Annotated in this window: 22 protein-coding genes; 18 read left to right on the top strand and 4 right to left on the bottom strand. The window is 68.9% G+C overall.

The window, feature by feature from the left end; translation table 11 throughout:
• Positions 1–2: 2 nt before the first annotated feature.
• The 17 genes from ACZ6KY_RS14385 to ACZ6KY_RS14305 all read left to right on the top strand — a co-directional run bounded on the left by ACZ6KY_RS14385 (position 3) and on the right by ACZ6KY_RS14305 (position 13167).
• Positions 3–362 (top strand): hypothetical protein, encoded by a 360-nt coding sequence (locus ACZ6KY_RS14385; RefSeq protein ID WP_469310583.1) that lies wholly within the window; start codon positions 3–5, stop codon positions 360–362.
• Positions 359–769, top strand: coding sequence for a DUF6093 family protein (locus ACZ6KY_RS14380; protein WP_469310582.1), 411 nt, complete (start codon positions 359–361; stop codon positions 767–769). Before ACZ6KY_RS14385 ends, ACZ6KY_RS14380 begins: the two co-directional genes overlap by 4 nt.
• Positions 766–1167 carry a hypothetical protein gene (locus ACZ6KY_RS14375; RefSeq protein WP_469310581.1) on the top strand — a complete coding sequence of 134 codons (402 nt, stop codon included), beginning with the start codon at positions 766–768 and terminating at the stop codon, positions 1165–1167. Before ACZ6KY_RS14380 ends, ACZ6KY_RS14375 begins: the two co-directional genes overlap by 4 nt.
• 4 nt (positions 1168–1171) lie before the next feature.
• Positions 1172–1582, top strand: a complete 411-nt coding sequence (locus tag ACZ6KY_RS14370; protein ID WP_469310580.1) for a hypothetical protein — start codon at positions 1172–1174, stop codon at positions 1580–1582.
• Between the two features lie 13 nt (positions 1583–1595).
• Complete coding sequence (locus tag ACZ6KY_RS14365; RefSeq protein ID WP_469310579.1) at positions 1596–1928, top strand: hypothetical protein; 333 nt, start codon at positions 1596–1598, stop codon at positions 1926–1928.
• 63 nt (positions 1929–1991) lie between these two features.
• Positions 1992–2471, top strand: coding sequence for a phage tail tube protein (locus ACZ6KY_RS14360; protein WP_469310578.1), 480 nt, complete (start codon positions 1992–1994; stop codon positions 2469–2471).
• Positions 2471–2992 carry a hypothetical protein gene (locus ACZ6KY_RS14355; RefSeq protein ID WP_469310577.1) on the top strand — a complete coding sequence of 174 codons (522 nt, stop codon included), beginning with the start codon at positions 2471–2473 and terminating at the stop codon, positions 2990–2992. The genes ACZ6KY_RS14360 and ACZ6KY_RS14355 overlap by 1 nt, the downstream gene beginning before the upstream one ends.
• Positions 2993–3308: 316 nt before the next feature.
• A complete protein-coding gene (locus ACZ6KY_RS14350; protein ID WP_469310576.1) occupies positions 3309–7388 on the top strand; it encodes a phage tail tape measure protein in 4080 nt (1359 codons plus the stop codon).
• Between the two features lie 12 nt (positions 7389–7400).
• On the top strand, positions 7401–8285 hold the full coding sequence (locus ACZ6KY_RS14345; RefSeq protein WP_469310575.1) for a phage tail family protein: 885 nt from the start codon (positions 7401–7403) through the stop codon (positions 8283–8285).
• A 10-nt stretch (positions 8286–8295) separates the two neighbouring features.
• Positions 8296–9318: a hypothetical protein gene (locus tag ACZ6KY_RS14340; protein WP_469310574.1), complete on the top strand. Its 1023-nt coding sequence runs from the start codon at positions 8296–8298 to the stop codon at positions 9316–9318.
• Positions 9315–10391 carry a hypothetical protein gene (locus ACZ6KY_RS14335; RefSeq protein ID WP_469310573.1) on the top strand — a complete coding sequence of 359 codons (1077 nt, stop codon included), beginning with the start codon at positions 9315–9317 and terminating at the stop codon, positions 10389–10391. The genes ACZ6KY_RS14340 and ACZ6KY_RS14335 overlap by 4 nt, the downstream gene beginning before the upstream one ends.
• Positions 10391–11137, top strand: coding sequence for a hypothetical protein (locus ACZ6KY_RS14330; protein WP_469310572.1), 747 nt, complete (start codon positions 10391–10393; stop codon positions 11135–11137). The genes ACZ6KY_RS14335 and ACZ6KY_RS14330 overlap by 1 nt, the downstream gene beginning before the upstream one ends.
• Complete coding sequence (locus tag ACZ6KY_RS14325; RefSeq protein WP_469310571.1) at positions 11134–11340, top strand: hypothetical protein; 207 nt, start codon at positions 11134–11136, stop codon at positions 11338–11340. The genes ACZ6KY_RS14330 and ACZ6KY_RS14325 overlap by 4 nt, the downstream gene beginning before the upstream one ends.
• Before the next feature lie 64 nt (positions 11341–11404).
• Complete coding sequence (locus ACZ6KY_RS14320; RefSeq protein WP_469310570.1) at positions 11405–12181, top strand: N-acetylmuramoyl-L-alanine amidase; 777 nt, start codon at positions 11405–11407, stop codon at positions 12179–12181.
• Between the two features lie 9 nt (positions 12182–12190).
• Positions 12191–12460: a hypothetical protein gene (locus ACZ6KY_RS14315; protein WP_469310569.1), complete on the top strand. Its 270-nt coding sequence runs from the start codon at positions 12191–12193 to the stop codon at positions 12458–12460.
• Positions 12460–12894 (top strand): hypothetical protein, encoded by a 435-nt coding sequence (locus ACZ6KY_RS14310; RefSeq protein WP_469310568.1) that lies wholly within the window; start codon positions 12460–12462, stop codon positions 12892–12894. The genes ACZ6KY_RS14315 and ACZ6KY_RS14310 overlap by 1 nt, the downstream gene beginning before the upstream one ends.
• Complete coding sequence (locus tag ACZ6KY_RS14305; RefSeq protein ID WP_469310567.1) at positions 12895–13167, top strand: hypothetical protein; 273 nt, start codon at positions 12895–12897, stop codon at positions 13165–13167. It begins immediately after the preceding gene.
• Positions 13168–13218: 51 nt separating this feature from the next.
• On the opposite strand, the gene ACZ6KY_RS14300 is transcribed toward ACZ6KY_RS14305, so the two are convergent.
• Genes ACZ6KY_RS14300 through ACZ6KY_RS14290 form a run of 3 tightly spaced genes read right to left on the bottom strand, consistent with a single transcriptional unit; the run spans position 13219 to position 14860 of the window.
• Positions 13219–14070, bottom strand: a complete 852-nt coding sequence (locus ACZ6KY_RS14300; RefSeq protein WP_469310566.1) for a helix-turn-helix domain-containing protein — start codon at positions 14068–14070, stop codon at positions 13219–13221.
• Positions 14071–14094: 24 nt separating this feature from the next.
• The gene (locus ACZ6KY_RS14295; RefSeq protein WP_469310565.1) at positions 14095–14628 is read right to left on the bottom strand and encodes a DUF6879 family protein; all 534 of its coding nucleotides are present in this window, start codon (positions 14626–14628) and stop codon (positions 14095–14097) included.
• On the bottom strand, positions 14603–14860 hold the full coding sequence (locus ACZ6KY_RS14290) for a hypothetical protein (RefSeq protein WP_469310564.1): 258 nt from the start codon (positions 14858–14860) through the stop codon (positions 14603–14605). The genes ACZ6KY_RS14295 and ACZ6KY_RS14290 overlap by 26 nt, the downstream gene beginning before the upstream one ends.
• 254 nt (positions 14861–15114) lie before the next feature.
• Between ACZ6KY_RS14290 and ACZ6KY_RS14285 the strand changes: the two genes are divergently transcribed.
• On the top strand, positions 15115–15282 hold the full coding sequence (locus tag ACZ6KY_RS14285) for a hypothetical protein (protein WP_469310563.1): 168 nt from the start codon (positions 15115–15117) through the stop codon (positions 15280–15282).
• 505 nt (positions 15283–15787) lie between these two features.
• On the opposite strand, the gene ACZ6KY_RS14280 is transcribed toward ACZ6KY_RS14285, so the two are convergent.
• Complete coding sequence (locus tag ACZ6KY_RS14280; RefSeq protein WP_469310562.1) at positions 15788–16024, bottom strand: helix-turn-helix domain-containing protein; 237 nt, start codon at positions 16022–16024, stop codon at positions 15788–15790.
• Between the last annotated feature and the right edge of the window lie 290 nt (positions 16025–16314).

Below are 16314 nucleotides of genomic sequence, written 5' to 3'. Positions count from 1 at the left end.
CGGTGGCACTGGCAACCCTGGACAACCTCGCCGACCGGCTCGGCCGCGACCTGACCGACGAGGAGCAGCGCAGGGCCACCGCATGGTTGGCCGACGCGACCGCGCTGATCCTCAACCGGTTCCCCCAGTACGAGACGACGCCCACCGACATCTCCACCAAGGTCGCCTGCTCGATGGTGCTGCGGGTCCTGACCAACCCGGACGGGAAGCGCCAGGAGACGCTCGACGACTACTCGTACACCGTCGACTCGTCGCGCTCGCGCGGCGAGGTGTACCTCTCCGACGACGAGGCCGAGGAGCTGCGGCCCCCGACGCGGCGCGCGTTCAGTATCGTTCCCGGCGCCCCTTGCGAGGCGCCGTGAACGTCGACGGTGCCCTCGCCGGGGGCCGGACCATGGCCGAGGCCCGCATGCGGGACACCATCCGCATGTACACCCAAGGCCCCGACGTATTCGACCGGTCGGCCGGCACCACGGCCCCGGGCCCGCAGGCGGTCCTGTACACGGGCAAGGCCCGCGTGAAGGCCATCGCCCAGGCGACCGGCCAGGACACGGTGGCAGCGGAGCACGAAATCGTGCTCCGCGAGTACGAGGTGTCCCTGCCCTGGGACACTCCGCTCGCTCCGGGCTCCCGGGTGCTCCCCGGGACCCGTATCGAGGTGACGGCCTCACCGGACGCCCGGATGACCGGGCTGATCCTGTGGGTCACCGGGGCCGCCTTCAGCGACCAGTCCACAGCGTGGCGGATCAGAGCGGAGGACCGGTCATGAGCAGTGCCCGATTCGACATGGGGGACGTGCGGCGCCTGGAGCGGCACCTGGCCCGCGCGATCCCCCGGGCCCGCCGGGAGACCCGGTCTGTGATCGTGCGGGGCGCGGTGAACATCAAGAAGGACTGGCGGGCCAACGCGAGATCCTCCGCACCGAAGCACGCTCCTGCCTACCCGCGCACGATCGGCTTCGACGTCTCCGCCTACGGACGCGACATCTTCATCGCCACCATCGGACCGGACAAGGGCGGCCCCCAGGGCGCCCTCGGCAACCTCCTCGAATACGGCTCGGTGCACAACCCGCCGCACCGCGACGGCGGCCGGGCCCTGGACACCGAGCAGCCGCGGTTCGAAGCGCAACTGGCGCTGATCGCCGAGCGCGGCCTGGCCTGGTGGTGAACGGATGACCTCACCTGCGGTCCTGCCGCACATGGACGCGGTGCAGGCCGCTCTCCAGGACGCCGACCTGACCGTGTATCTCGGCGGCGCGCCCACAGTGGCCGGCTGGTCCCCGCCCGACGTGTACGTCGTGCTGTACCCGGAGCCCGGGTCCGCCGTGAGGGAGTCGCTCGCCGATGCTCGCACGGACTTCACGACGACCTTTCAGATCACCTGTGTCGGCGGCTCGATGGAGCGCGCCCTGTGGGCCGCGGACAAGGTCCGTACCGCCCTGTCGTCGCCGCTGACGGTCGAGGGACGGGCCACGTGGCGGCCGGAGGATCTGGGCGGCCCTCCGGTCCAGCGCGACGACGACACCAACCCGCCGTCCTGGTTCGTGCCGGTGCAGTACCGGCTGATGTCCACCCCCGCCTGACAGGAGATCCCCCATGGCGCTTCTCGCGCAGCAGGCCATTGCGCGTTCCGGCCTGACCCCGACCTACTCGGCCGCTGCCGCGTCCACCACAGTGACGTGCGGCGACCGCTCGTTCCTGCACGTGAAGAACACGAACGGCAGCTCGATGACCGTGACCGTCACGGCAACCGCCCAGGTCGACGGCCAGCCCGTTTCCGACCTCGTCGTCACGGTCCCGGCGACCACTGGCGACAAGATGATCGGCCCGATCACCAGCAAGCTCTTCGCCTCCGCCGCGGACGGCGTGAGCGCGTCGATCACCTACTCGTCGACGACCAGCGTCACCGTCGCCAACCTCACCATCTGACGCTCCCCCAGTCCCGCTCCGCCCCGTTGATCGGGGCTTTTTTCATGCCCCGAGGAGGGTCCCATGTCCGACCTGATCAACGACGGAATGACCAAAGTCGTGTGGGCGAGCAGCATCGCCAACATCTCCGCGCCCACCACGACCGAGCTGAATGCAGGCGCCGACTACACGCCACGCATCACCCCCGACGGCCTCAAGCTCGACCCGAGCACGGCCGACGTCGACACCAGCTCGCTCGCGAGCACGTTCGACACCAAGACGGTGGGCAGGATCGGCTACGACGCGGAGTTGACCTTCAAGCGGGGTACGACCGGTGGCGAGGACCTCCCGTACACGACGCTGAAGTACGGCGTCTCCGGGTTCCTGGTCGTCCGCCGCGGCATCGCCTACGCCACCGCCTGGGCCACGTCCCAGAAGTGCGAGGTGTACCCGATCACCTGCGGCGAGCCTCAGAACAATGCCCCTGCCAGCAACGAGGTCATGAAGTTCACGTCGCCGATGAAGGTCACCAGCGCTCCGGCGACCGCCGCGACGGTGGCCTGATGCCGAGCAGCATCGAGGAGATCCTCGCCCGTGCGAAGCCGCGTGAGAAGACCGTCCAGGTCTGCCTTGCGGGCGACCTCGCGGGCGAGGCAGAACGTCTCCAGGACGAACTGTCCCGGGTCTCCGAGGACTGGGAGCCGGAAGACCTCACGGCCGTGCACCCGGGCCGCGTGATCGCCGAGCAGCTCAAGGCGGTGCACGCCCAGGTCCGAGCGGCCGAGGAGCCGTTCGTCTTCCGGTACATCGGCGACCGAGCGTACTCGGACCTGATGGCCGCGCACCCCTCGGAGAACAGTCAGGAAGTCTTCGACAACGTCACATTCCCGCGGGCGCTCGTCGCGGCCTCATGTGTGCAGCCGAAGATGACTGAAGACCAGGTCATCGAGCTGTTCGAGGTCGTCAACGAGGGCGAGATCAAGAAGTTGTTCGACGCAGCCTGGGACGTCCACAACGCCTCGGACATCGTCCCTTTCTCGTTGGCCGCCTCCGCGCTCCTGGCCTCCCTCATCGGCGAGAAGTAGAGGCGGCCCGCTCCTGGGGCGTACCGCGCTCCGTATTCCTCGGACGCATCGTCGCCGAGGGCGAACCCCTGTGGCTGGACGAGGACCGCTACTGGGCGCTCGCCCTCGCCGAGATCGAGGCGGACTCCTGCCCGGACTGCGGACAGCCCTGGGGCGAAGCCACCGACCCGGACGCCGAGTTCGCCTACACGGCGCACCTGGTCAAGTGCCACGCCTGCGGCACCTCGGCGAAGGCCGTCCGGTCGCACCAGGACGGCAGGGGCAACACCGACGGCCTGCACGTACATGTCGAACGCGACCGGAGGTGAGGTGACCCGTGGCCACTCGTACCGTCACTGTCAGGCTGCGGGCCGACATCAGCAGCTACACGCGGGGCATGCGGACCGCGGCGCGCGACACCTCCAAGCTCGCGGGCGCCGGCGCTGCGATCGGTACGGCGATGCTCACCGGCTTCGCCGTGGCGGCAGCGAGCGCCGCCAAGTTCGACAAGGCCCTCAGCAACGTGAGGGCTGTCACCGGGGCGTCCTCCAAGGACATGGCCAAGTTGCGTGCCGCGGCCTTGGAAGCGGGCAAGACGACCTCGTACACGGCGACGGAGGCGGCGGACGCCGAGGCGGAGCTCGCGCGCGCAGGCGTCTCCGTCGCGAACATCACCGGCGGCGCGTTGAAAGGCTCGCTGGCCCTCGCGGCGTCTGGTCAGATCGACCTATCTGACAGCGCCGTGATTGCCGCACAGGCAATGAACACGTTCGGCTTGAAGGGCAAGGACGTCACGCACATCGCCGACGTTCTGTCCGCCGGCGCGAACAAGTCCGCGGCCGACGTCAAGGGCCTGGGAGTCGCGATGCGGATGGGCGGTCTGCTCGCCCACCAGACAGGCCTCTCCTTCGAGGACACCATCGGCACGCTGAGCGCGTTCGCTGACCACGCGCTGATCGGCTCGGATGCCGGTACCTCGCTCAAGGTGATGCTGCAGCGCCTGGTCCCGCAGTCCGACGAGGCCAAGGCCGCCATGGACAAGATCGGATTCTCGGCCTACGACAGCACGGGCAAGTTCGTCGGCTTGTCCGAGCTCGCGGGCCGGATGAAGACGTCGTTCTCCAAGCTCACGCCGGAGGCCCGCAACTCGGCGATGGCCACGATCTTCGGCGCGGACGCCGTCCGGTCGGCGACCATCCTGTACGAACTTGGTTCGAAGGGCATCGACAAGTACGTCAAGTCGGTGAACGACGAGGGCGCCGCCGGACGGATGGCCTCGGTCCAGACGGACAACCTCATCGGCGACCTGGAGCGGCTCCGCGGTGCCATCGAGGTCGCCCTGATCGAGGGCGGCTCTGCGGCCAACGGAGCCCTCCGGGACATGACCCAGTGGATCACCAGGGTCGTCAACGCCTACAGCAGCCTGCCACCCGGCCTCCAGAAGGCTCTCACTCTGTTCACCGGCATCGGCGGTGCCGCGACGCTGGCAGGTGCGGGGGTTCTGCTCCTGCTGCCGCGTATCGCCTCCACCCGGGCCGCGCTCTCCTCCATGGGCGTCACCGCCGCGCGGACACGGATCGCTCTGGGCATGCTCGGCAAAGTGACCGCTGTCGTAGCAGGTCTGGAGCTCCTCTCCTACGCCTCCCAGACGATCCGTGACCAGTTCAAGGCCGCCCCGCCGTCGGTGTCGAAGATGGCGAGTTCCCTCGTCGACCTCGGCAAGAACGGCAAGATCTCCGGCGAGGGTCTGAAGTCCCTGGGTGCGCATCTCGACGGGTTCGGCGAGGCCGTGAACCGGGTCGCGCACCCCGACTGGGAAGCCCGCACCACCGACATCACCAACTCGCTCACGTTCAACATCACCAAGGGGCTGATGGAGTCCCAGATCCCCTTGGACGAGGCCCACGACAAGATCAAGTCGGTCGACGAGGCCCTCGGGCAACTCGTCAGTTCCGGGAACGCGCAGCTCGCGAGCGATGCTTTCAACCAGCTCGCGGGCGCGGCAGCGGCGGACGGCACCAGCAAGGAGAAGCTCCTCACCTTGCTGCCGCAGTACGGCGACGCCCTGGCGAACGTCGATGTCCAGAGTAAGACGAGTGCCGGCTCGCAGGCAGGTCTCGCCAAGGAACTCGGGATCACTGCGGACCAGATGCAGGACCAGCGGTCCGAGGCACAGAAGCTCTCCGACGCGCTGGACTCCCTGAACGGCGTCAACATCTCTGCGGGCGAGAAGGAGATCGCTTTCCGGCAGTCCCTCGCCGACCTGAACAAGGTCGTGAAGGAGAGCGGCCACTCACTGGACGTCGCCAGCGACAAGGGCCGCAAGGTCAAGTCGGCGTTCCTCGACGCCGCCCAGGGGGCGATGGAGCACGCCCAGGCCGTCGCCCAGCAGAAGAACAGCCAGGAGGCGGGCCAGGCCGTCCTGGAGAAGGACATCTCCTTGCTGAAGAAGGACATGCGCGCGAGGGGCTTCTCCAAGGACGCGGTCGACAAGCTCGCAGCCGCCTACCTGCAACTGCCTCTCTCCGTCGCCACGAAGGTCGACGCCAAGACCGCGGGTGCCATGGCGGACCTCGAAGCGGTGAAGAAGAAGGTCGGCAGCACCAAGGGCAAGACCATCAAGGTCGACACCCTCACCAAACAGGGCCAGAAGAACCTCGAAGACCTCGGCTTCAAGATCAAGCGGACCAAGGGCAAGGCTGTCATCATCACCCTGCCGACCGGTCCGCCCAAGGCGTCGGCCGACGCGATCCAGGCCAGGATCAACAGCTTGCAGGGCAAGAACGTCGCGATCAACATCGTGACAACGCACACGGATCACGGGAACGTTGCGCACGAGGGCGGCAACTACGCACGCGGCGGCCGGGTGCGCGGTTACGCGAGTGGTGGAGGCGTTCAGATGGGGCCGTCCGGCCTCCTCGCCGGCCCTGGCACGGGAACGTCCGACAGCATCCTCACGCTGTTCGCGAGCGGTGCGGTCGGCCGGACCTCCGCCACCGAGTTCGTGGTGAACGCGAAGTCGACCAAGCGGTACCTGCCGCTGCTGACTGCGATCAACAGCGGGAAGATCCCAGGCTTCGCCGGCGGCGGCCTCGCATCAGGTGGCATCCCGGGCTTCACCTATTCGCCGACGGGCAAAGCCGTACTTGGGGGCCCGTCAGACGCGAAGTCCCGGTACGACCAAGAGGTTCAAGACCTCAAGGACGCCTGGAACAAGCTGACTGCGGCCATGAAGGAAGCCAAGAAGAAGGCCGACGACCTCAAGGCCGCCGAGAAGAATCTCAGCAAGGTCAGGCACGGCCATCACACGGCCGCGCAGCTTCGAGCCGCCGAGGAGCGTGTCGATAAGGCGAAGAAGGCGGAAGCGAGCGCCGACGCGACGGTCAAGAAGGATCGGTCGGCGGTCAACGCCGCGGACAAGGAGCTGGGCCTGAAGAAGGGCGCCCACGCACCCAAGACGTTCAACCTCAAGGCGTACGAGACCCAGTTGGACGAGTCCGTCCACGACACCGAGAAGTGGCGCAAGAACCTGGCGAAGATCGGCGGCCGGGGCGGCAAAGAACTCCAAGACATGCTGGAGGGCATGGGCCAGGAAGGCTACGCCCTCGTCAATTCCCTTGCCGGGGCGTCAGATAAGCAATTCAAATCCATCGTCACAAAGCTCCAGAAAACGGGGGAATTGGCGAAAGCCACCTTGGCCGATTTCAATAAACAGCTCGGTGCGTCCACCAAAGAAAATCAACAGTTCGCCGCCGACCTGCAAAAGCTGGCGGCGCAGGGCTTCGGCGACCTCGCCCAGGCCCTCGCAGCGCAAGGCGACCCGGCGGCCATGACGCTGGCGCACGAGGCGGCGGGCAACAGCAAGAGCGCCGCCACGGCCAACAAGGCTGTCGGCAAAGCCCAGGACACGCTCACCGGTGAGGACCTGTCGAACTCGCTGATCCTCCTGTCCACTCTGCGCGGCGGCACGGGCCGCGGATACGCCGACCTGATCGCGGCCGGCCTCGACACCGCGACCATCAAGGCCCTGGTGCCGAAGATGACCAAGCAGATCGGCAGCCTGCCGGAGGCCAACAAGTCGACCTTCGTGCGGCAGTGGGTGCAGCAGGGCGGGAAGGCGATGGCGCTCGGCGGGATCCTCAACAGGCCCACGATGGTCCTCGGCGGAGAGGCCGGCGACCGCGAGTCGTGGATCCCGTGGAACGGCTCGGCCCGGTCCAAAGCGCTCCTGGCCAAGACCGCGGCCGGTATGGGCTACCAGCTGGTGCCCGCCGGACGGTACGGGGGCGGCGCCGTGTCCGCGGCGGCCATGGCGCGGGAGGTCACCCGGCAGATCACGGTCAACCTCTACGGGGCGAAGCAGTCGACCGCCGAACAGGCAGCGGACATCGCACGTCACATGGCGTTCGTCGGCTGAGAGGAGGCACGGGTGGCCTACACCCCAGGAACGGACAACGACGGCAGACAGGCCACCCTCGGCACCCTGCGCCTCGGCTCGGTCGACGCAGCAGGGGTGAACTGGTTCCTCCAGTCCCTGGAGGGCTGGGACAGCGCGGAGGTGCGGTCCGAACTACAGGAGCGGGAGGCGGACCACGGTTCCTGGGCCTCACCGGTCTACCTCGGATCCCGGCCCGTAACCCTTGCGGGCACGGTGGAAGCGCCGGACAAGGTCTCCCTCGACAACGCACTGGAGCAGCTGTACACGGCGGCGGCTCTGACGGACACAACGCTGACCGTGTGGGAGAGCACACCGAAGCAGGCCACGGTGCGCCGGTCGGCGAAGCTGTTGGCGCAGCACGTCACCGACCGCACCGCGACCTGGTCGGTCCTGATGACGGCCGCCGACCCGCGCCGCTACAGCACCACCCTGCAGACCGGAACGACCGGACTGCCCACCACCAGCGGTGGCCTGGTGTTCCCGGTCACGTTCCCGGTCACGTTCTCGGCGACGACCGTGTCAGGGCAGATCAGCGCCGCCAACGCGGGCTCCATGGACACCCGGCCCGTCCTGACGATCGCCGGACCAGTCGTGGCACCCGTGATCTCCGCGCTCTACCCGGACGGCACGGTACGTCAGCTCATCTACTCCCTGGACCTAGCCACCGGAGACGTGCTCACCATCGACACCGACGCGCACACCGTGCTGCTCAACGGCGCCGTGTCCCGCCGTCGGTTCCTGACCGTCTCCGGTGGCTGGCCCACCATTCCGGCCGCCACACCAAACGGGCCGACGGTCGTCAGTTACCAGTTCCAATCCGGCACCTACAACGCGCTCGCGATGCTGTCCGCCTCCTGGCGCTCGGCTTGGCTGTGAGGAGGCATTCATGCCGGTAGATCCGTGGGGCATCGATGGCCTCAACTTCACGGGCTTGGAGGCCCGGAACGTCGAGGCGTTCCAGGTCATGGGAAATGGAACCGCTCTCGGTTCCCGCTCCGGCGTCCGGCCGGGCGACCCGGGCCTGACCGTGACCCTCGCCGGCACGACCATCAACTACTCGGCTGGCGTCGCTGCCGTGGCCTGGCCGGGCCAGGGCGTGTACCGGGCCGCGTTCCCGTCCGCAGGGTCCCCGGGCACGTACACGGCGCCGCACGCCACCCTGAACAGGGTGGACTTGGTCTATCTGAGGATCTGGGACAACTCGGTGGACGCGTCCGGCCTCAACAAAGGCGACGTCGTCTACCTGGCCGGTACCCCGTCCGCCTCCCCGGTCGCGCCGACGCCGGCGGGCACGCAGATCTACATGCCGCTCGCAACGATCACCGTGCTGTCGGTGTCCAACGGCAGCGGCGCGTCGGTGTCGACGTCCGTGCGCCCATACACGGTCGCTCCCGGCGGCATCCTGCCCTCGTCGACGGCGCCCGGCTCCCCGTACATCGGGCAGTTCTACGACGACGGCACGAACCTGCTGCGCTGGAACGGAACCACCTGGGACATCTACCAGAAGGTCCTCACGACGGCCTGGACGACGCCCGCACTGGCCACGGGCTACGCCCACGACGGCAACAGCAACGGCAACGTCCAGTACCGGCTCGTCACCGTCGAGGGCACCCAGTACATGGAGTGGCGCGGCGGCCTCGGCATCACCTACTCCTCCAACGCCCTACAGAACAGCGGCAACTTCCTGAACGCGGCACTTGCCGCAGGATTCAGGCCGCCGTCCCGGCGCAGCCTCACCGTGGCCTGCTCGGCATCCTCCTCAAGCTCCCTGTCGGTCAAGCTGGACTTCCAGCCGGACGGCACCACCCAGATCGTCGGACCGACCACGGCGGCCAGCGACACCTACGCCACCCCGATCATCCGCCCGCCCTGGATCAGCCTCAACAACCTGCGGTACGCGCTCGCATGACCCCCATCACCCTCGCCTGGTACGGCTGCGACCTGCGCACCGGCGGCATCGTCGAGGATCTCCCTTCGCTCAAGGCGACGGGCGCCCTGGGTCGGAAGCTGGGCGATGCGACCACGGTGCAGTTCGAGCTCAGCCTGCCCGGCGCAGCTGGGAGCTGGGATGAGGCGACCGTGCCGGGCAGCAGTCTCCTGGTTGCCGTGGACACCGCCACCGACACCCCCGTCTGGGGCGGTGCCGTCCTGACCCGGGATGCCGGTAGTGCACAGAGTGTGCAGCTCGGCGCGGCCACCCTGGAGCGCTACCTGAGCAGCCGGTTCCCGGGCACGCAGACACTCATCGGGACCGACCAGGCCGCCGTCGTCAGTGCCCTCGTCACGCCCGCCCTCACGGCCGGACCACCCATCGTCATCGACGCCCCGAACACCGGCGTCGTCATGGACTACCTGACCGTGGACGGCGACGACAAGGCGATCCTGTCCTGTCTTCAGGAACTCATGGGCTTGGACGGAGGACCGGAGTGGACGATCGATGTTCGCTGGAACGCCAGTCACAACGGCTTCGAGTTCCCGCTGGTCGTCCGCCCGAAGATTGGCATCCAGAGCAGCATCCCCGTCGTGTTTGACTTCCCGGGCTGTGTGGCGTCGTACACCCTGTCCGAGTCCTACGAGGACGGGAAGGGCGCCACTGTCGTCCTCGCCCGCGGCGAAGGCGAGGGCTCCTCGCGCCTGACCTCCAGCCCGCACGAAGCCACCGCCTTGATCTCGGGCGGCTGGCCGCGCTGGGAATACCGCTACACCCCGGCGACCGGAGTCACGGACCCGGATCAGCTCGATGCCCACGCCGCACAGTCGCTCGCGCTGATGGCGCAGGGCGGCCAGGTGTGGACCCTTGAGGCGGTCGCCTCGCAGGCGCCTCGGCTGGGCTCCGACTGGTCCCTCGGTGACACCGTGCACCTCGCCGTCGAGACATCGCCCCGGCACCCGCAGGGCGCCGATGCAGTGGCCCGCTGCTGGGCGTGGGAGCTCGACCCGGGCGCCGACCGTGTCCGACCCATCCTGGTAGAGGAGAGCTGATGCCCCGGCAACTCGACCAACTCCCCTCCGATACCACTTCGCTGGCCCGCCGCCTGGCAGCCCTCGAACGCGAGGTGCGCGAGTTGCGGGCCGCGCGCCGGATGGGTTCGGCGACTGTCGGCGACCTGCGCCTGTACTCCGAGGACGGGGCAACGCTCCTGGCCGAGCTGGGCCGTGAGTCGGGAGCAGGCGGCGGCGGAGGCCTGTGGACGCGCGGCCTGCAGGAGCCGAACAACATGAGCGCGTTCCTCGGCAGCGGCGAGCTGGCGTTCCGGCCTGTGGAAGACAACCTGGTCGCGGTCCCCGCGAGCGTCTATTACGACAGCGACGCGTTCCAGTACAGCGACTTCACTCTCACCTCCGGCGCCGTCTCGGCGTCGGACCGCCGGGCGCTGCTGATCCTGGAGTCCATCTACGCCGGCGCGACCCCCTACGTGTATGTCCAGGGCGACGGTGGCACCCCGTGCAACCTGGACGTCAGCGGACTTCTGACTGCGGGGAGCCTGGCGTGGGGGCAGGTCAGCATCACACCGAGCGCTGCGAACACACCCACCAGCGTCAACGTCACCGGCTTGAGCCTCCAGGGATCCACGTTCCTTGGCTACGCTGCGCCGGCCACGACCGTGCCCGGCACGCAGGTGACCGGAGTCGGCGCCACCTCGGTCTCCTCATCCGGCCTGACCGTGTGGGCCACCCGCACCAACACGACCGTGACCTTGGTGAACTGGCTGGTGATCGGCGGATGAGCCCTGTCGTCTTCCAACCCGCGCTCTGGTACTCGGTCACCGCCCGGGACGACAACGCCGAGTGCGAGAACGCGGACCAGGAGTTCGAGGTGAACCCCTGCTACAGCAACGGCGGCCGAGTCGTCGTCGAGTGCGGCCTGTGCCGTGTACCGATGACGCTCGTCTCCGCCACGCTACTCGACCCCCAACCCGAGATGCCCTGACCACCCCTCTCCCCCTTCAGCCCCGAGCCGTTCGGCCGGGGCCTTCTTCATGTCTGGAGTACGCATGGCCAACCCCATGACCGCAGCCGAGTGGCGCACTGCGCTGAAGACCGAGGGCGTCCGCTTCACCGAGCACCCGGGCTGGACGACCAAGGGCCGCGATGCCGCGACCGGCAAGCCGTTCGGCCCGGTCCACGGATCGCTCAACCACCACACCGCCGGCACCAGCTCGCTCGCCGGGGTCGCGGACACAGGCCGCCCGGACCTGCCACCGCCGCTCGCGCACGCCTACCTTCCCAAGAGCGGCGTCCTCGTGCTCGTGTCCTGCCACCGCGCGAACCATGCCGGGCTCGCCGCGGTGAACGCGTACAACGCGATCGTCGCCGAGACCGCCATACCCAAGCCGCTGAAGTCCAGCGGCACGGTCGACGGCAACGACTGCCTGTACGGCATCGAGACGGAGAACCTCGGCAACGGCAAGGACACGTACACGCGGGCGCAGTACGACGCGTGGGTCCGCTACAACGCCGCGATCTGCCGCCACCACGCCTGGGGCTCGGGCTCGGTCGCCGGGCACCTGGAGACCAGCGTCGAGGGGAAGGTCGACCCGGCCGGCCCCGTCGAGGGCTACGGCACCCGCGGCCGGTTCACCTTCACCATGAACCAACTCCGGGCGGACGTCGCCGAACGCCTCAAGCACCCGGCCTCATGGACGCCGCCAGTCTCCGCCCCGGCCCCGGCCCCGGCCCCGAAGCCGACCCCGGCTCCCGCGAAGCCGCCGACCACCGAAGACCGCCTCTCCGCCCTGGAGAAGCGCGTCACCGCGCTCGAAAAGAAGTGAGGACCAGACATGCCTGAGTTCACCCTGCCTGGCGACGCCGAGACCGTCGTCAAGACGGCGACCACCTACGCCAAGGACCTCGCCGAGCGGACCCTCGCCACGGGCGTCGTCGCCGCGGCCGGCGTCGCCATCGCGGCCGGCCCTGGCGACATGTTCCACGCCTCGTTCTGGCAGACCGTGGCCACGGCGGGCATCGCCGCCGCGGGCACCCTGCTGAAGGGGATGATCGCGCGAGCGTTCGGCTCGAAGAACAGTGCGTCGCTGGCCAAGGGCGTCTGATGTGGGGCGCGGCGGCGCGACCGCCCTTCTCCCGCCGCCGCGCCTTCCTCATCACCGTCGGCACCGGATGGGCGCTGTACGGAGGACTCGGCATCGTCGACAACCCCCGCTACGGGACCGCCCGAGGCCTCGTCGACATCACCCGCCACGTACCCGGAGGTCTCAATACCCTCGGCTGGATGTGGGTCGTGGCCGGCGGCGCCGCAGTCCTGGCCGGGCTGCTCGTCAACTGGCCGCGCGTGCAGGCCCTCGGGTATACGGCGCTCGCGGTACCGGCCGGCCTGTGGGCGGGGACATTCGGGGCGGCCGCTGCGACGACGTTCCCCGAGGCGGTCGGGTCGGCGTGCGGCTGGGGGGCGTTCACGATCGGCGTGGTGCTGGTCTCGGGTATGGACGACCCGCCTCCGCCGTACCTGAGAAAGGTGGGGCGCTGAATGGATGTGGGCGCGATGGTCGGCGGTGGGGTTGGCCTCATCGTCGGCCTACTGACATGGGGGCAGTCGAGGGCGACCAACCGGCGCTCCGACTTCATGGCCATCACCGAGCGGCTGGACAAGGAACTGCGCGAGGAGCGAACACAGCGCAAGCTGCTGACGCGCGGCTACCTCGACCTGTGGCAGTGGGCCCGGCGCGTGGGCTCGGACACTCCGGCCGGCCCGGCTCCCGAGCCGCCGGCCGAACTCGACTTGACCCCCTGGCACCTGTGATCGCGGCCCCGCCCTCTTCGGAGGGCGGGGCCGCATTCGTGCGTCCAGAAGTCAGTGCAGGGCTTCGATGGCCTTGACGACCAGGGCTCGCGCGTCCGCCCCGTACACGGCCATGCTGCGCAGATCCTCGAACGCGGTCAGGTACAGGGCGATCTCGCCGGGCTGCGTGATGTTCACCTGCGCGGACAGCAGCTCGACGGAGACGAGGGTGTCGTCGTAGACGTGGAACAGCTCCTGCGGCCACAGGACCCGCTCGGGGGTGGCGTCCGGGATGATGCCCAGGGACACCGCCGGGAGCGCGCCAGCCGTGAGCAGGTAGCCGAGCTGGGCCGCCATCGTGTCCTGGTCGCCGAGCTGGTAGCGCAGGACTCCCTCCTCGATGACGAGGACGAACCGGTGCCCCGGCTCGTGAATGACCTTGGACCGCTCGACCCGCGCGGCCGCGGCGCTCTCGGCGTCGTCGGGGATGTCGAGCAGGCGGGCGTTGCTGCTGAGCAGGGCGCGGCTGTAACCCTCCGTCTGAAGGAGTCCGGGCACGAGGGTCGGCGAGTAGATCCTGAACAGTCCGGTGGACCGGAACAGTTGTACGTAACTGTCCTGGAGTTGGCGCAGGCCCATGCGGGTGCGCCGGCGCCACTCCGTGTACAGGGATTCCGCGTTGAGGGACGCGGCCACCAGGTCGTCGGCGCGCGCCTCGGCCCGGCAGCTCGCGCACCAGCGGCGGATGTCGGTGGGCGACGGCGGAGTCTTGGCGTTCTCGATGCGGGACGTCTTCGCGTGGTGCCAGCCGCACAGGCTGGCCAGCTCTGCGACCGTCAGGCCGGCGTCCCTTCGGATGGCGCGCAGTTGCGCGGCCACGCTTTCGCGCGCGGCCTGTGCCGAGGACGACGGGGAGAGTGGCATGAGCTGGCCTGTCCGTTGCTTCTGTCAGTGGATCTCGTACTGGTCGTGCGGGACGGCGCGTTCCCACACGGCCTCGAACGCGTCCGTGCACTGCTTGACGATGCCGGGCTCGGTGCGGAGTTCGAGCGGGGGATCAGCCCAGTCGCCGTCGCCGCTGAAGTGGTTGAACAGCACGCGGGCCCCGTCGAAGATCCACAGGTCGCAGCCGGGGAGTAGCAGGTCGACGGCCTGGCGCCGGGGCAGCCACCGAACCTGTTCACCGGCGAGGACGTTGACGCCGGCACCGGCGTGCTCGTACCGGATGTAGTCGGTGACCGGCTCGGAGACGATGCGGGCCCGGCGCACGGTGACGCCGCGGGCAGTGGTCCGCCGGATCAGGTCGACCCACGGAGCCCAGTAGGCCGACCCGGGATCGGCGTCCCGCTGACCTGTGGCCTTCCACTGCTGGTAGTCGTCCGCCTCGTCGCCGACCCCGTAGGCGTCGCGCATCTCCAGGTGGACGGCCGAGTGCTGGGCGGCTTCGAGGAGATCGTTAAAGCGCAGCTCGTTCTGCGGCATCGCATGCCTCCCTCAGCAGCGGGACGAGGTGGACGGGGACTCGGATGACGGTCTCGTGGTCGGGGATGCCCGAGTCGTGTCCGGGCGCGGTGTTCTCCTGGCACAGTTCCCGGGTCCGGGCGTCGGCGGTGTAGCTCTGGAGCACGATGTCGGCGGTCTCGGTGTCGACCCACGCTGTGGGTGACCCGCTCTGTCCCGTGTTCGGGTCGATGCCGATGAACAGTAAGGCCATGGCTTTCCTCCCCTGATGCTGAGTGCACTGATGTGCACCAACGTCACTCGCGCGAGCTGCTGGGTCAAGGTCGCGAACCGGCCGCGCTCCCTCGCCGCAGAGCTGCGCGCACAACGGTGCACAACGGTGGCAGTGCTGCACAGTGCGCTTCTAGCGTCGGGGGCAGAGGAAATCCCGGCGACCGCGCGAACGGTCCCGGGGATGGCCGACTGGTTGGAGTCGACATGCCGCAGCCTACGCAAGCCGCAGGTCCCATGGACAGTCCGCAGGTCCACAACTGGTGCCACTGGCACAAGGGCCCTTCGGAGACCGCGGTCCTGGTGGACGCGATTGAGCGGAACAGCGCGCCACCCATAGCCCTGTACGCGTGCGCGCCGTGCCGTGAGCAGCGCGCCTTGATCCCGCTGGCCGACCTGCCGTGAGTGCCGTCGAGACGACCCCCGAGTGCAGCCTCAGCGAGCACGACATGTGCGACGGCCCTGCCGTCATCCGGCGCCGCGGGGCTCCCTGGTGGGAGGCGCCGCTGATGACGATCAAGTGCGGGTGCCGCTGCCATGGGGGCTGCGCCACTCCATCACCTGCCGACAAGGAACGACGCCGATGATCTGCGCGCGCTGCGATGAACCCATCCTGCCCGGCCAGAGAAGCCAGACGTACCCCATGGATTCCGCCTCGGCCGCTGGTGCCGATGTCACTGTCCACGCTGACCTGTGCGAGATGCCCGTGCATCAGACGGCGCCGAGGCTGACCGGCTCCCAGCGGTTCGAGGAGCAGATGCAAGCCGACGCGGCCCGGATCAGCAGGTATGCGGCGCAGCGGCGGTAGGGCGACCGCATCTGCTGGCCCTCCTCAAGCTCCCGGTCCCGGCGCGGCGGTGCCGGGCACGGGTTGGTGGCGGCCGCCCCTGCTCCCCGCGGGGGCGGCCGCTCAGCCCACGAGGTCGACGAGCTGAATGTCGAGGGCGGCGGCGATGCGCTGCAGCGTCGAGACCTGAACGTCGGCGCCGGCCTCCGCGCGTTGGAGCGTGTACCGGGCGATCCCAGCCGCGAGGTAGAGCGCCTCTTGGGTCTGGTTCTGCCGTAAGCGCTCGTCGCGGATGCGGTCGCCGATGACGCGGCGCCGGGCGGCAAGCCGGTCATCGTCGTCGTCGGATAGGTCTCGCACTGAGACACCGTCAGCCGCCAAGATCAAAAAGTCTGCCTAACAGATGAGGCATTGTGTGATCATGCTGGGGGCATAGGCCTGCTGAGGCGTTGGGGCTTAGGCCCCGGAGAGGACGCCGAGGCAGGGCGGGGCGGTCACCCATTGGGTGGCCGCCCTCGCTCATGTCCGCCAGCCTTTCGGGCCAGCAGCGGGCCAGCAGGACGGCACGAGACGCCACGAAAACAGTCGAGGCCCCCGCTCCGACCGCTCTTGAGTGGGGGCTTCTCCGTAGGACCCCTTGGGATCGAAAC

The organism is Streptomyces sp. NPDC042002 (genome assembly GCF_055588305.1).
Note: the sequence above shows the minus strand (reverse complement) of the source record. Positions and strands in the feature narration are given on the sequence as shown.